12 protein-coding genes are annotated in these 14,606 nt (G+C 35.8%); 7 read left to right on the forward strand and 5 right to left on the reverse strand.

Annotation, left to right across the window (positions count from 1 at the left end; translation table 11 throughout):
• Positions 1–337 precede the first annotated feature (337 nt).
• Both ACQWU4_RS12225 and ACQWU4_RS12230 read left to right on the forward strand, forming a co-directional pair.
• Positions 338–1,456, forward strand: a complete 1,119-nt coding sequence (locus ACQWU4_RS12225) for a vWA domain-containing protein (RefSeq protein ID WP_429936051.1) — start codon at positions 338–340, stop codon at positions 1,454–1,456.
• Between the two features lie 57 nt (positions 1,457–1,513).
• Positions 1,514–2,953, forward strand: a complete 1,440-nt coding sequence (locus ACQWU4_RS12230; protein WP_429936052.1) for an AAA family ATPase — start codon at positions 1,514–1,516, stop codon at positions 2,951–2,953.
• A gap of 86 nt (positions 2,954–3,039) precedes the next feature.
• Here the strand turns inward: ACQWU4_RS12230 and ACQWU4_RS12235 are convergent, their stop codons facing one another.
• Together ACQWU4_RS12235 and ACQWU4_RS12240 are read right to left on the reverse strand one after the other, a co-directional pair.
• Positions 3,040–4,668, reverse strand: a complete 1,629-nt coding sequence (locus ACQWU4_RS12235) for an acyl-CoA carboxylase subunit beta (RefSeq protein ID WP_429936053.1) — start codon at positions 4,666–4,668, stop codon at positions 3,040–3,042.
• 301 nt (positions 4,669–4,969) lie between these two features.
• Entirely contained in the window at positions 4,970–5,497 is a 528-nt protein-coding gene (locus ACQWU4_RS12240; protein ID WP_429936054.1) for a GNAT family N-acetyltransferase, read from the reverse strand.
• Positions 5,498–5,694: 197 nt separating this feature from the next.
• Here ACQWU4_RS12240 and ACQWU4_RS12245 point away from each other — a divergent pair, with 197 nt between their 5' ends.
• The 3 genes from ACQWU4_RS12245 to ACQWU4_RS12255 are packed head-to-tail and all read left to right on the forward strand — an operon-like array spanning position 5,695 to position 8,449.
• Positions 5,695–6,573: a DMT family transporter gene (locus ACQWU4_RS12245; RefSeq protein WP_429936055.1), complete on the forward strand. Its 879-nt coding sequence runs from the start codon at positions 5,695–5,697 to the stop codon at positions 6,571–6,573.
• A 13-nt stretch (positions 6,574–6,586) separates the two neighbouring features.
• Complete coding sequence (locus ACQWU4_RS12250; RefSeq protein WP_048502901.1) at positions 6,587–7,669, forward strand: PorV/PorQ family protein; 1,083 nt, start codon at positions 6,587–6,589, stop codon at positions 7,667–7,669.
• Between the two features lie 24 nt (positions 7,670–7,693).
• Positions 7,694–8,449 carry a hypothetical protein gene (locus tag ACQWU4_RS12255; RefSeq protein WP_429936056.1) on the forward strand — a complete coding sequence of 252 codons (756 nt, stop codon included), beginning with the start codon at positions 7,694–7,696 and terminating at the stop codon, positions 8,447–8,449.
• A 63-nt stretch (positions 8,450–8,512) separates the two neighbouring features.
• Here ACQWU4_RS12255 and uvrC read toward each other — a convergent pair whose 3' ends face one another.
• From uvrC to ACQWU4_RS12270, 3 genes are all read right to left on the reverse strand, one after another.
• Positions 8,513–10,306 carry an excinuclease ABC subunit UvrC gene (gene uvrC, locus ACQWU4_RS12260; RefSeq protein WP_429936057.1) on the reverse strand — a complete coding sequence of 598 codons (1,794 nt, stop codon included), beginning with the start codon at positions 10,304–10,306 and terminating at the stop codon, positions 8,513–8,515.
• A gap of 49 nt (positions 10,307–10,355) precedes the next feature.
• Positions 10,356–11,219 carry a hypothetical protein gene (locus ACQWU4_RS12265; protein ID WP_429936058.1) on the reverse strand — a complete coding sequence of 288 codons (864 nt, stop codon included), beginning with the start codon at positions 11,217–11,219 and terminating at the stop codon, positions 10,356–10,358.
• 78 nt (positions 11,220–11,297) lie between these two features.
• Positions 11,298–12,059: a hypothetical protein gene (locus ACQWU4_RS12270; protein WP_429936059.1), complete on the reverse strand. Its 762-nt coding sequence runs from the start codon at positions 12,057–12,059 to the stop codon at positions 11,298–11,300.
• A gap of 136 nt (positions 12,060–12,195) precedes the next feature.
• Between ACQWU4_RS12270 and hutH the strand changes: the two genes are divergently transcribed.
• Together hutH and ACQWU4_RS12280 are read left to right on the forward strand one after the other, a co-directional pair.
• On the forward strand, positions 12,196–13,683 hold the full coding sequence (gene hutH, locus ACQWU4_RS12275) for a histidine ammonia-lyase (RefSeq protein ID WP_429936060.1): 1,488 nt from the start codon (positions 12,196–12,198) through the stop codon (positions 13,681–13,683).
• A gap of 231 nt (positions 13,684–13,914) precedes the next feature.
• Positions 13,915–14,580 (forward strand): flavin reductase family protein, encoded by a 666-nt coding sequence (locus tag ACQWU4_RS12280; protein ID WP_429936061.1) that lies wholly within the window; start codon positions 13,915–13,917, stop codon positions 14,578–14,580.
• Positions 14,581–14,606: the final 26 nt, after the last annotated feature.

Here is a 14,606-nt window from a genome sequence, read left to right on the forward strand (position 1 = left end):
TGTTTATACACACAAGATAAGTAATATACCTATATCCAATAAATGATCAGTGATGAATGATGAATGATCCTGCAGATCTGTTTGATTTTGCAATAAGCAATAAGCGGGGCAGGAATAACTTCTATCTATCTATCTATCTATCTATCTATCTATCTATCCTAAGTAACATATCCACTTACATCCGTTCGCTTCATAAGATCAATGAAATTGATCCCTTCTTTGCTTTTCTTAAAATCATAATACAGCATACAAATAAACCTTTGCGTTAAAAAGATTTAAAAAACTAAAATAGATTAAATCTCTTAAACACTTTCTATTTATGTTGTAACTTTATTTCATGAAAGAGCATATTGTGAGAGGGTTCAGATTTGAAACTTACAAAGCACCGGAATTATCTGTATTTGATCGGTTACTTGAAATTTTTACAGATTTGTTAACCCATACCTCGGGAGATTTTGATGAAGCGATCGACTGGCTTCGAATGTTGGATGAAGAATACCAACTTACTACTCTGGAATATACTATTGATGATTTTGTTGAAGACCTTAAAAAGAAAGGATATATCCGTGAAGAGATTGATCCTAATGGTGGAAATGGAATCCGTCTGAGCGCAAAAATGGAACAAAATATCCGTAAACAGGCGCTTAACCAAATATTCGGAAACCTTGGAAAGAGTGGAAACGGAAATCATAAAACCAATAAAAGCGGAACGGGAGAAGATACAACTGGGGAGTTTCGTAACTATAACTTTGGAGATCCGGTAGAGAAAATTTCTATTACCGAAAGTCTTAAGAACGCTCAAATCAACAATGGGATCGGAGATTTTCATCTTACTGAAGATGATTTAATTGTAGAGGACAGTATTCATCAATCTCAGATGAGTACGGTTTTAATGATCGATATCAGTCACAGTATGATATTGTATGGCGAAGACCGTATCACTCCGGCAAAAAAAGTCGCTATGGCCCTTGCAGAACTGATCACAACACGTTATCCGAAAGATACTCTGGATATTATTGTTTTTGGAGACGATGCATGGCCTGTTAAAATTCAGGAACTGCCTTATCTGCAGGTTGGTCCTTATCATACAAATACGGTTGCCGGACTTCAGCTGGCAATGGATATTTTGCGTAGAAAAAGAAATACCAATAAACAGATTTTCATGATCACCGATGGAAAGCCAAGCTGTGTTCGTCAGGCGGACGGTACGTATTACATGAATTCTTATGGCTTGGATGAGTATGTTGTTCAGAAATGTTATAATATGGCATCCCAAGCAAGGCGACTGCATATTCCTATTACTACCTTTATGATTGCGCAGGATCCGTATCTGCAGCGTTTTGTGAGCGAATTTACAGAAGCTAATCAAGGGAAAGCTTTTTATACGGGGCTCAACGGATTAGGTCATATGATTTTTGAAGATTATGAGACTAACCGCAAGAAAAGAATCCGTTAAAAAAATCATTATTCATAAAAATATATTTCAAAAATTATAAATCAGATTTTAAATAAAATGACTGAAAAGCCAAACATAAAAACACTGGGTTCATTAAGAGCATCAGGATACATATCAAAAAATATTAAAGACGAATTAAGAGATAATTTAAAAACTAAAATTCGTAATAAAGAGTCTGTATTTGAAGGGATTTTCGGATATGAAAATACGGTTATTCCTCAATTGGAACATGCTATTCTAAGTCGGCATAACATTAATTTATTAGGATTGAGAGGCCAGGCAAAAACCAGACTGGCCAGAATGATGACGTCATTACTGGATGAGTGGATTCCTTTTGTTGCAGGGAGTGAAATTAATGACGATCCATTTAACCCGATTTCCCGTTATGCTAAAGAATTAATTGAAAAAGAAGGTGATAATACTCCTATAGAATGGCTTCACCGTGATGAAAGATTTTTCGAAAAACTGGCGACTCCGGATGTTACGGTTGCTGATCTTATTGGCGATGTAGATCCTATTAAAGCTGCCAATCTTAAACTTTCTTATGCAGATGACCGTGTGATTCATTTTGGGATGATCCCGCGCGCGAACCGCTGTATTTTTGTAATTAATGAATTACCGGATCTTCAGGCGAGAATCCAGGTTTCCTTGTTTAATATTTTGCAGGAAGGCGATGTACAGATTCGGGGCTTTAAGGTAAGAATGCCTTTGGATATTCAGTTTGTTTTCACGGCGAATCCTGAAGATTATACCAACAGAGGAAGCATTGTTACTCCATTGAAAGATCGTATCGGATCACAAATTTTAACACATTATCCTGAAAATATCAATATTGCGAGGGAAATTACCAATTATGAATCCAGTTTAGACAGCCGTCAGAAAAATGGAGTATATGTTCCTTCTTTGGCGAAAGATCTTTTGGAGCAGATTGGTTTTGAAGCTCGTGACAGCGAATATGTAGATCCAAAAAGTGGTGTGAGTGCACGTATGAGCATCACAGCCTTTGAAAATTTATTGAGTACAGCGGAACGCAGGGCTTTGTTAACGGATGACGAAACAACTTCTGTAAGATTAAGCGATTTTGTAGGCGTAATTCCTGCAATTACAGGGAAAGTGGAGTTGGTGTATGAAGGTGAACAGGAAGGAGCAGAAGCGGTTGCTCAATTATTGATTGATAATGCGATCAGAAGTTTATTTACATCCTATTTCCCGAAAGTGGAAAAACTGGAAAAAAAGAGTGTTGACGGACCATTTAACCGGATTACAGATTGGTTTTTGGAAGATGATGGCTTTTTGGAAATCACGGATGAATCTTCGGATGAAGCCTATGCAAAATCTCTTAACAGAATTGATCCACTTGACCAGATCATTGAAAAATATCAACCAGACACGCAGCCAGAAGATATTTTATTCTTAAAAGAGTTTATTCTTTGGGGATTGGCGGTTAATAAAAAACTGAATAAAGAAAGATTCAGAACTGGAGTATTCTTTTCTTAAAGTTTCTGAGTTTTAGCGATATAAAAACAAAAAGATGTGGAATCAGTTTTCCACATCTTTTTATATTTTTGATTAAGTAATAATTATCAGACTTGAATAACTCCAAGGTTAAATTTCTCTGTAATCGGAGCGTGATTAGCAGCTTCAATACCCATAGAAATCCATTTTCTTGTATCTGTAGGATTAATAATGGCATCGGTCCAAAGTCTTGCTGCAGCATAAGTAGCTTCTGTCTGCTTTTGATATCTTTTTGTAATGGTATCTAAAATTTCGTTGTGCTCTTCTTCAGAGATATTCTTACCTTGTTTTTTCAAAGTAGATTCCTGAATTTGTACTAAAACTTTTGCTGCCTGAGCTCCTCCCATTACAGCAAGATCTGCCCATGGCCAAGCTACAATTAATCTCGGATCATAAGCTTTACCACACATGGCATAATTTCCTGCTCCGTATGAATTTCCTGTAATAATCGTGAATTTCGGAACAACAGAATTAGAAACGGCATTTACCATTTTGGCACCGTCTTTAATAATACCTCCGTGCTCAGATTTTGAACCTACCATAAATCCGGTAACATCCTGAAGGAATATCAAAGGAATCTTTCTCTGGTTACAGTTAGCAATAAATCTCGTTGATTTATCAGCAGAATCTGAATAAATAACACCACCAAACTGCATTTCACCTTTTCCGCTCTTCACAAGCTTTCTCTGGTTAGCTACAATTCCTACAGACCATCCGTCAATTCTCGCTGTAGCGCAGATGATACTTTTTCCGTAATCAGGTTTGTATTCTTCGTATTCTGAATTATCTACCAAACATTTAATGATTTCATAGGTATCATATTGTTCGGCTCTGGAAACAGGAATGATTCCGAAAATGTTATCCGGGTTCTCTTTCGGAGGAAAACTTTCAATTCTGTCAAATCCAGTCTTTTCAGTACTTCCGACAGATTTCATAATATTTTTTATCCTGTCTAAAGCATCTTTATCATCTTTAGCTTTATAATCTGTAACTCCTGAAATTGAACAGTGCGTAGTAGCACCTCCAAGGGTTTCATTATCGATACTTTCTCCGATAGCTGCTTTTACAAGATAACTTCCGGCAAGGAAAATAGAACCCGTTTTGTCAACTATCATTGCTTCATCACTCATGATAGGAAGGTAAGCTCCTCCAGCAACACAGCTGCCCATCACTGCAGAAATCTGAATGATTCCCATGGAACTCATCTTAGCATTATTTCTGAAAATTCGTCCGAAATGCTCCTTATCAGGGAAAATTTCATCCTGCATAGGAAGATAAACCCCTGCAGAATCCACAAGGTATATAATTGGAAGCTTGTTCTCCATTGAAATTTCCTGGGCTCTCAGGTTTTTCTTTCCTGTAATAGGAAACCATGCACCTGCTTTTACAGAAGCATCATTGGCAACAACAATACACTGTCTGCCGGAAACATATCCCATCACCACAACAACTCCACCGCTAGGACAGCCGCCATGTTCTTCATACATTTCATAGCCCGCAAATGCACCTATTTCTATGGAATCTGAATCTTTATCGAGAAGATATTCAATTCTTTCTCTGGCTGTCATTTTTCCCTCATCGCGAAGCTTTTGAAGCCTCTTTTCACCGCCTCCTTTTTTTATTTCAGCAAGTAATTGGTTGATACCAGATAATTTTAATCTGTTTTGATCTTCCCGTTTATTAAATTCAAGGTCCATAAAATTTCAATTTTTTACGGCTAAAGATACTATTTTTATAATGAATTACGTTTTAAGTAAAACAAGCGTTTAATATATTGGTTCTCAGAAAATTGTGAAATTTTTAACTAAAAAATATTTTTAAATTAATGATATTTTTTCTAACTTTACTTCAGAGTTAAAGGGATAATATTCCCTGCAAAATACTCTAAGTTCCTAGTTTATTTTTTTAATAGTTTATTATTTGAAGGCCCTGAACGTTGAACAAATTTTCAGGGTTTTTTGTGTTTGCAGTTTCAGAAAATTGAATGGTAATGAAGAGCTATTGCGAATAGTATTTTCTATATTCCACTATATTAAGGTGAGAAGATAAGCCTTTACTTTTCTGATATTTTTTATAAGGAATGAAGCCTAACTTTTCCGGTATCTTTTTACTGGCAATATTTTCTTCATCTACGGGATACAGAATATATTCAAAGGTAAAATGACCCTCTATAAACTGAATAAGACTCGCAACTATTTCTGTGCCCAATCCAATACCCTGTGCACTTTTTTTCAGCCACAAGCCTACTTCTATAGATTCCGGACTTATATTATGAATACCGCAGCAACCCATAAAATTTTTATCTGCATCAACTGCCACCATTACCAGATCGGTGTTGTTTAAAAGACCGTTTTTTGAACTGTTCACGAAACTGAGAACATCATTTATATTACCCTCCGGATTGAAGGGCATATATCTTGTAACTTCCGGTGTGAAATAAGTGTTGATATCATCAGCATAAGCCTCTTCCACCGGTTTTAATATCAGTCTGTCCGTTTTAATTCTAATATCACTGTTCAGTATCATTAGTCAAATGTATAATTTTTAGTTTATAAATGCTCCCCTTCAAAATGATTAGTGCTTCCTGTTTCTCCATCATTTTAAAAATATTCTCACAATTAATACGTTTTCATATTTTTTTATTGAATTATTATCTGTTTTTATATCAGATTTATAAAGCCTATTTGTAAATTTGCCTGTTAAAAATTTACAGAAGTTAGGATATGCAAAAATTAGCACTTTTCAGACTGCATTTGATTGTTTTTTTATGGGGGTTCACTGCAATTTTGGGAAAACTGATTCATGCAAATGCCCAAATCCTTGTTTTTTACAGAATGTTGTTTGCAGCTGTATTTTTATTTATATTCATAAGGATTTATAAAAAAGAAAGCATTAAAGTACCAAAGAAAATTTTTTTTCAGCTTGCCGGAATAGGATGTGCAATGGCTCTTCATTGGTATTGTTTTTTTTATTCCATTAAAGTATCCAATGTTTCAATAGCGCTAAGCTGCCTGTCTCTTTCCACATTATTTGCCTCCATATTGGAGCCTGTTATTTTTAAAAGAAAGATTGATATATCAGAAGTCATTATGGGAATAGTGATAGTAGCCTGTATATTATTAATTTTTAAAACGGAGTTCCACTTTAAAGAAGGTATTATATATGGAATTCTCTGTGCGGTATTCGGAACTGTTTTCTCTGTTTTTAACGGTAAAATGTTCGGAAAAACGAGCTCGGGAAATATTATATTCTATGAAATTTTCAGTGGTTGGTTTGTTCTGGCAATATTTTATATGTTTACAGGACAGATTTTTCAAATGAATGAAATAAACTACAGAGATCTGGCGTTAATATGCTTATTAGCAAGCGTTTTTACAGCCTTTCCAATGCTGGAATCGGTAAAGCTGATGAAATATATTTCGCCTTTTACTCTAATTTTAACAGTTAATTTAGAACCTGTCTACGGAATTATACTAGCTTTTTTTATCTTTGGAGAATCAGAAGAAATGAGTCCTATATTTTATGTAGCTTCAGGCGTTATGATATTGGCTATCATTGTAAATGGATTAATGAAAGCCAGGAAACAAAAAAACTTTAACTAAGCATCAAATTTATATGATGAAGAAATATTTTTTACTTGCATTTTCACTGCTGTTTGGGCTGTCTCAATCTCAGATTATAAGAAAATACTCTAATGAATTTTTAAATATCGGAGCCGGAGCAAGAGGACTGGCGATGGGAGGAGCTGTAATTTCCAACCAGGATGATGTGTATTCACCCATGTGGAACCCGGCTGGTTTAATGGCTATTGAGAAAGACTGGCAGGGAGCAGCAATGCACGCAGAATATTTTGAATCTATTGCGAAATATGATTATCTAGCCTATGCGAAAGTGCTGGAAGAAGGCGTATTCGGAGTTTCTATCGTAAGACTTGGGGTAGATAATATCCTGAACACTACACAGATGATTGATTCTGAAGGAAATATTGATTATGATAAGATCACAAAATTTTCCCAGTCTGATTATGCAGCTATTCTTTCCTATGCCTTCAATCCGGCAGGGAATACTAAATTGGATGTAGGGGTAAATGCTAAAATAGTTTACAGAAATGTAGGAAAATTTGCCAGCGGTTACGGTTTTGGTTTTGATATCGGAGCCATTTACAAAGCAGATAACGGATGGAAATTCGGAGGTATGCTTCGTGATGCAACTACTACTGTAAACTTCTGGAGTATCAATCAGGGAGAACTTTCAACTGTGGTAAATGGTGAGGAATTTAACCCGGCGCCAAAAGATAAAATGGAACTTACCATGCCTAAACTGAATGTAGGGGCCAGTAAAATATTCAATATCAACAGCAGTATTTATGTATTGCCTGAAGCCGGAATCAATGTTGATTTTGCTAAAACAGCAGCTTTAATATCTACAGATTTTGCAAGTATAACACCTTATGCCGGTGCTGAACTTGGGTATCAGAAAATGATCTTCGTAAGACTTGGGGTCAACAGATTCCAGTCTATTACCGATATTGAAGATTTAAAAAGAAAAGTTTCCTTCCAGCCGAGTGCAGGTCTTGGGATAAGATACAGAGGGTTGACACTGGATTATGCCATCACCAATTCAGGAATCGGGGGATCTAATTTTTATTCTAATTTTTTCTCTCTTAAACTGGATATGGGAGCATTCAGAAATGATTAACTTTGAAATGTAATTTTAAAAGCAATGAAAAAGATTTCAGTATTCACATTTATGCTTGCTCTAACTACTGTTTTTGGGCAAAAAATTTCAGATTATAAATATATTTCCATACCTCAGACATTTAAAGATTTTGAGAAGGATTCTTATGGTCTGGATCAGGTTCTGATAAAGGCCTTGAGATCTAAAGGATACGTCGCAGTTCAGGAAGGTAGAGACCAATGGCCATCCGAGATTGAAAAAAACTCCTGTAATTTTGCAACAGGTAATATAAGTAATAAAAGCGGCTTCCTGAGAAATAAAGTAGAACTTGAATTCAAGGATTGCAATGGCAAAGTAATATTTTCATCAAAAAAAGACTCGAATATTAAAGAATATAAAGAAGGGTATCAGGATGCTTTAAAACAATCTCTGGTTTCTCTTCCGGTTTCAAATCCTGTAACTAACCTTCAGATTACAAAGACCGAAAGTCCGGGAGAACAAATTGTAAAGAAAGACGAAGAGACTTCATCTGTAACTGTTTCGGAAAAAGGAACAGGAAAATATACAAACGGAAAATTGAACCTTCAGAAAATACAGGTTGATACCAATCAGTTTATCTTAGCTGACAGTGGAAGTTCTGTTCCGTTCGCTGTTTTTAAAACTTCTTCCAAAAAAGATGTCTTTAGAGTAAAGCTTTCGGACGGAAGTTATACTATCGGATATTTTGAAAATGGAAACATTGTGATTGATATTCCGCAATCTAATGGTGATTTTACTAAAGAGGTATTTTCAGCAAAATAATTAACAGATTAAAATAACAATATATGATCCTTAATTCAATCTGGAATTAAGGATTTTTATTTGCTAATTGCTGTTGAAGAAATCATGAATAACCTTCGCCTTACTTTTTCCAAGAATCTCTTCCAATGTTTCCAGACTGGATTCCTTGATCCTTTTAACAGATTTTAATTTGGAAAGTAAAAGCTCAATTGTTTTTTCTCCCACACCCGGAATCTCTTCCAGTTCAGATTTTATAGTAGAATTTTTCCTTCTCGTTCTGTGATGCTTTACCCCGAAACGGTGAGCTTCATCTCTTACCCGCTGCAAAATTTTTAAGGTCTCTGATTTTTTATCAAGATATAAAGGAATAGAATCTTCAGGGAAGAAAATTTCTTCAAGCCTTTTTGCGATGCCTACAATCGTAATTTTGCCGTAAAGACCCAATAATTTTAAACTTTTTACGGCAGAAGAAAGCTGTCCTTTTCCACCATCTATCAGGATCAGCTGTGGCAGATTTTCACCTTCATCCAGCATTCTTTTATAGCGGCGGTAGATCACTTCTTCCATTGTAGCAAAATCATTGGCTCCTTCAACTGTTTTCGGATGGAAAATCCTGTAATCAGCTTTGCTTGGTTTACCGTCTTTAAAAACTACACATGCAGAAACAGGATTGGTTCCCTGGATATTTGAGTTATCAAAACCTTCAATATGTCGGGGTTCTACAGGCATCCGAAGCAGCTTCTGCATTTCAGACATGATTCTGTTTGTATGTCTTTCAGGATCTACAATCTGTACCTGCTTTAATTTTTCCAAACGGTATTCTTTTGCATTCTTTTCAGAAAGTTCCACAATTCTTTTTTTGTCACCGACCTTTGGAACGATCAGTTTTACATTCGGGATTTCTACAGAAAGATGGAAGGGTAACAATACTTCTTTGGAATCTGAGCTGAATTTCTGCCGGATCTCGATCAAAGCTTCTTCCATAATATCTTCATCCGTTTCTTCAAGAATTTTTTTAATTTCCGTAGTAAAACTCTGGATGATATTCCCGTTTCTGATCTTGAAGAAATTTACATAGGCAGCTGTCTCGTCACTGGTCATTCCGAAAACGTCTACATCATCAATATTTGGATTTACGACTGTGTTTTTAGCCTGATAATCTTCCAGAATATCCAGTCTTTCCTTGATGATCTGTGCCTCTTCAAACTTAAGATTAGAAGCCATTTTCATCATCTGGTTCACCAGATATTCTTTTGCTTTCCGGAAATCACCTTTGATAATTCCCCGGATGGCATCAATCTTTTCATCATAATCCTCCTTACTTTCAAGATCCTCACAGGGGCCTTCACAATTTTTGATATGATATTCAAGGCACACTTTGTATTTTCCTTCCGCTATTTTAGCTGGAGAAAGATTAAGGTTACAGGTTCTGAGCTTATAAATATGTTTAATGGTATCCAGCAAAATCTTTGCAGGGCGTACTTTGGCATAAGGACCGTAATATTCAGACCCGTCTTTGATCACATTTCTGGTCAGGAATATCCTCGGAAAACTCTCATTTTTAATACAGATCCATGGATAGGTTTTATCATCCTTCAACAGTACATTATAAAAAGGACGGTGTTCCTTGATCAGGTTGTTTTCCAGTAAAAGTGCATCGTACTCACTGTTTACTATGGTCGTTTCCAGACGGACGATCTTGCTTACCATGATTTTGATACGGTAGCCCGGAAGATTTTTATTGAAATAGGAAAGAACCCTTTTCTTTAAATGTTTGGCTTTTCCTACATACAGTAATTGATCGTTCTTATCATAATAACGATAAACGCCTGGTTCTGATGGTAAAGTTTTGAGCTGTAATTCTAAAGAAGGATTCATATAACAAAATTACGGAATTTTGTTTTGATGTATTATGACTTATTATTTTTTAAATTTCAGAGAGTAAATTCTTGCGGTATTCAATATAAGATAAATGATCGTCAAAGCTTATTTCCACAAATAGAATTTTCTTTCCCTTATTTAAAATTTTTAAAGACCCATATATTTTTTCACCCTCTGAGAATACGGAGTGATTAATGAGGTTTTTTTCGCTTTCAAACAGCTGCAGACGGTTGCGGTTTTGTTCTTTGAATGCTTTCCATTCCTCTAATGATTTTTCCTGATTTTTTTCAAAAGTATAAACAGTGATCATGGATTTGTCACTGATCCAGATTTTATCAATAAGCGGGTTCTGCAGGGAAGTTATTTCATGAAAGCCTGGCGGAATATGAATATCAAAACCGTTCTTTGAGTATATATAATTATCACTCACCTTTTTATTATCATCTTTAACATTACCATCAAGATGATAAAACTTTTTCATTTTAGAGGCAATTTTTAAAACCTTGAATAACTTCTTATAACCCATAAGATCAATATCCCTGATTCGGCTTTCAATAATTTTCTGATACTCGGCCAACCTTTCGGAAGGAAGATATTTGAGATCTATCTGATCAACCTGTTCCTTTAACTTTGGATCTTTAATTTTCAGATCATTAATAATCTTTGTATCAACGAGCTCGGCGGTTTCGATATTCCGCTGTAATAAAACAGGATCTTTTATCACAGACTCGGAAGTGAGATAACGTCCCATCGTTTTATAATTGGTCTGATAAGGAATATTATCAAGGTTTTTCACATAAGCTCCGGCATGCACGGTATCATCGGCTTTTGAGCAGCCTTTAAATATTCTTCCCAAAGCACCCCAGAACAGGAAGCTTATCATCAGAACGGTATTGATACAAAATTTCATTGGGACAATTTAAATTAAGAGGTAAAAGATAAAAAAAGCTGCAGAAAATTCTACAGCTTCTAAGTATTTTTTGAATGATTATCCATTGCTCATTTCAGTGTACTCATTGATCAGGAAGCTGAAGTAATCCCATTCAACAGAATTTTTAGGATATTTTTTCATGAATTCTGCATTGTCGCCAAACAGGAAGTCGTAATTGTCTTCAAAATCATCTTTGTGAAGCCACATTACCTTATCACCCTTCTTTACATAATAAGATTTGATAACTCCGCCACCAAGCTGTGGAGAACCCATCATAGAAAAACCTGCAGTTTCTTTAGCTCTGGGATCATGATATACCGAAATGATATCACTGAATTCAGGATTGATCAGCTGCATCAGGAATTCCTTGTCATCTTTTTTATTTTTTAGAGAAACAGTCTGATTTACAAAATGTATTCTGCCACCTGCCGTATTCTTTGTCAGTTTCTTGGTTCCAAAGTTTCTGATATTTCCCATATACTTTCCAACTTTTGCAATTTTTTCTGCATTGGTAGGATACACATACATTTCGCTGATCTGCTCAGCATTGAAAACATCATTTTTTTTCGTGATACTGTCTTTCACAGAAACCTCATAGATCTGTCCTTTTTTTGTTTCGATCTTGCTGCAGAAACCTTTGTGGGCTGTTCCGTCCTTTAAGATAATCGTTGATGTTTTCTTCGGGGATGGAGTATTAAAACCTTCGTTAAAGAGGTATGTTTCCATTTTTTTGATTTCTTCCTTAGAGTATTTTACCTTCTGTGCGAAAGTCGCGGTACCTGCAAGGCATAGTGTAAGCAGTAAAGTTTTAAGTTTCATAAGTTATTGATAATTATTTTTAATTTTTGTCGTAAAAATAGCAAATTAATTTACTTATTATCGAAAAAATATAAAACCACGAAATTTAGTTTTTACAATTATTGTTAAATGCGTAATTTTAAGAAAATTTTTAGAAATGATATACGGTGTAGATGTTTTCACTTTCCATGATGTTCTGGAAATCTGTAAAAAACCAGGTAAAGCTAAACTTAACAAGGCAGCTAAAGAACAGATCCTAAAATCTCAGAAAAATGTTCAGAAAATAGTAGAATCCGATAGATGTGTCTATGGGATCAACACAGGTTTCGGACCTCTTTGTGATACTAAAATATCAGCTGATGAAACCGCTCAGCTGCAGTATAACCTTATCATTTCTCACGCAGTAGGAGTAGGAAAACCTATTGACAAGGAATTTTCCAAGATTATGATTATTTCCAAGGTTCATGCTCTGTCAAAAGGATTTTCAGGAGTTTCCCTGGAAGTGATTGAAAGACTGATCCTGATGCTTGAAAAAGATATTATTCCGGTTGTACCTGAACAGGGATCTGTAGGAGCATCAGGAGATTTGGCCCCTCTTGCTCATCTTGTACTTCCTCTGCTTGGATTGGGACAGGTTTGGGAAGGAGATCAGATTTTTGAAACCATGGAAGTTTTGGAAAGACATGGTCTTGAGCCTTTGGTTTTAGGTCCAAAAGAAGGTTTAGGACTCATCAACGGAACCCAGTTTATCCTTGCTCATGCCATTAAAGGACTGGAAAAATTCGAATATCTGCTAAATCTGGCAGATCTGACTGCGGCAATGAGTATTGAAGCCTACAGAGGTTCTGAAAGTCCATTCAAAAAAGAGCTTCATGAAATAAGACCTTTTGAGGGAAGCAAAAAAGTGGCAGCCAGAATGGTTAAATTTTTAAAAGGTTCCGAAAATATGAAGGCTCATGAGGACTGTGAAAGAGTGCAGGATCCTTACTCCATGAGATGCGTGCCGCAGGTACATGGTGCCAGCAGAAATGCATTTGAACATCTTAAAATGATGGCAGAAACGGAACTGAATTCTGTAACAGATAACCCAATCGTTCTAAGTGCTGAAGAATCCATCTCCGGAGGAAACTTCCACGGACAGCTGATGGCGCTTCCTTTAGATTATGCAACATTAGCAGTTGCAGAATTGGGAAATATTTCTGACAGAAGAAGTTATTTGTTGTTAGAAGGAAAATATGGATTACCGAGACTACTGACAGAAAGCTCAGGACTGAATTCAGGATTCATGATCCCGCAATATACTTCAGCTGCTTTGGTTACAGAAAATAAGACATTATGTTTCCCGGCTTCGGCTGATTCTATCCCTACAAGCTTGGGACAGGAAGACCATGTTTCTATGGGAAGTATTTCCGGTAGAAAATTCAATCAGGTTTTAGGAAATCTGGTGAATATTTTATCTGTAGAATTAATGTTTGCAGCACAGGGACTGGAATTCAGAAGACCTTCAAAATGTTCAAAGATCATTGAAGAGAATTTTGCTATCATCCGTTCCAAAGTGAAGAAGCTGGAAGATGACAGGTTAATTGGACAGGATATGCTGGCGATTGCAGAACTAATAAATAATAGGGAATTTAAAGTAAATTAATTACAATTAAATGATATAAAGGCTTCCGGAAATGGAAGCCTTTTTTTGTTAAAATTCATCTATGCTTTTTCGTTATATCAAATTTCAGAAATGCAGAATACCATAACTATATATGATACATTAGTTTTTATAAAAGATTGAATCTGGCAGTTTTCGTTCAAACAAAATAGGACAGGAAATGGATTTTTTATAATGATTCATCAAAATACCTTTGCCAATAAAAATAACATTATGCATAAAATATGTACACCCTCTATTTTGTATTTTGGAACACCTGTAATACTTATTTCTACCATAAATGAAAATGGCAGCTTTAATGCAGCTCCTATTTCATCAATTTTCTGGTTAGGCTGGCGTTGTGTAATTGGTATATCAGTGGTATCCAAAACCTCTGAAAATTTATTAAGAACAGGAGAGTGCGTAATAAACCTCCCTTCAGAAGATCAGGTTGGAATGGTTAATAAGCTTGCTCTGACAACTGGCTCAACCCCTGTTCCTAAAGGTAAACAAAATAAAGGATACCGTCATGAATCCCAAAAATTTGAAATTGCAGGAATGACACCTGTTGAATCCATATTAGTCAATCCACCCCGAATATTAGAATGCCCTGTACAAATGGAAGCCAGCCTTGCTAAAGTAAATCTGCTGGCGGAAGATCATGAGATCCAGCGCGGAAATATTCTCTATATAGAACTGAAAATAGTCAAAGTACATATGGAAGAATCTATACTTATGGATGGTTTTCCTAACCGGGTTGATCCGGATAAATGGCGACCGCTTATAATGAGTTTTCAGCAGTTTTATGGTCTGGGTGGTCAGCTTCAGGAGTCCGCATTAGCTCAGGTTCCGGAAGAGCTTTATCGTACTGCTGAATTTAATTCTGTTCAGGCAAAGTAAATAAAAGATTAAAGAGTTCCTTAGAT

The organism is Chryseobacterium sp. MIQD13 (assembly GCF_050496705.1).
Lineage (GTDB): Bacteria > Bacteroidota > Bacteroidia > Flavobacteriales > Weeksellaceae > Chryseobacterium.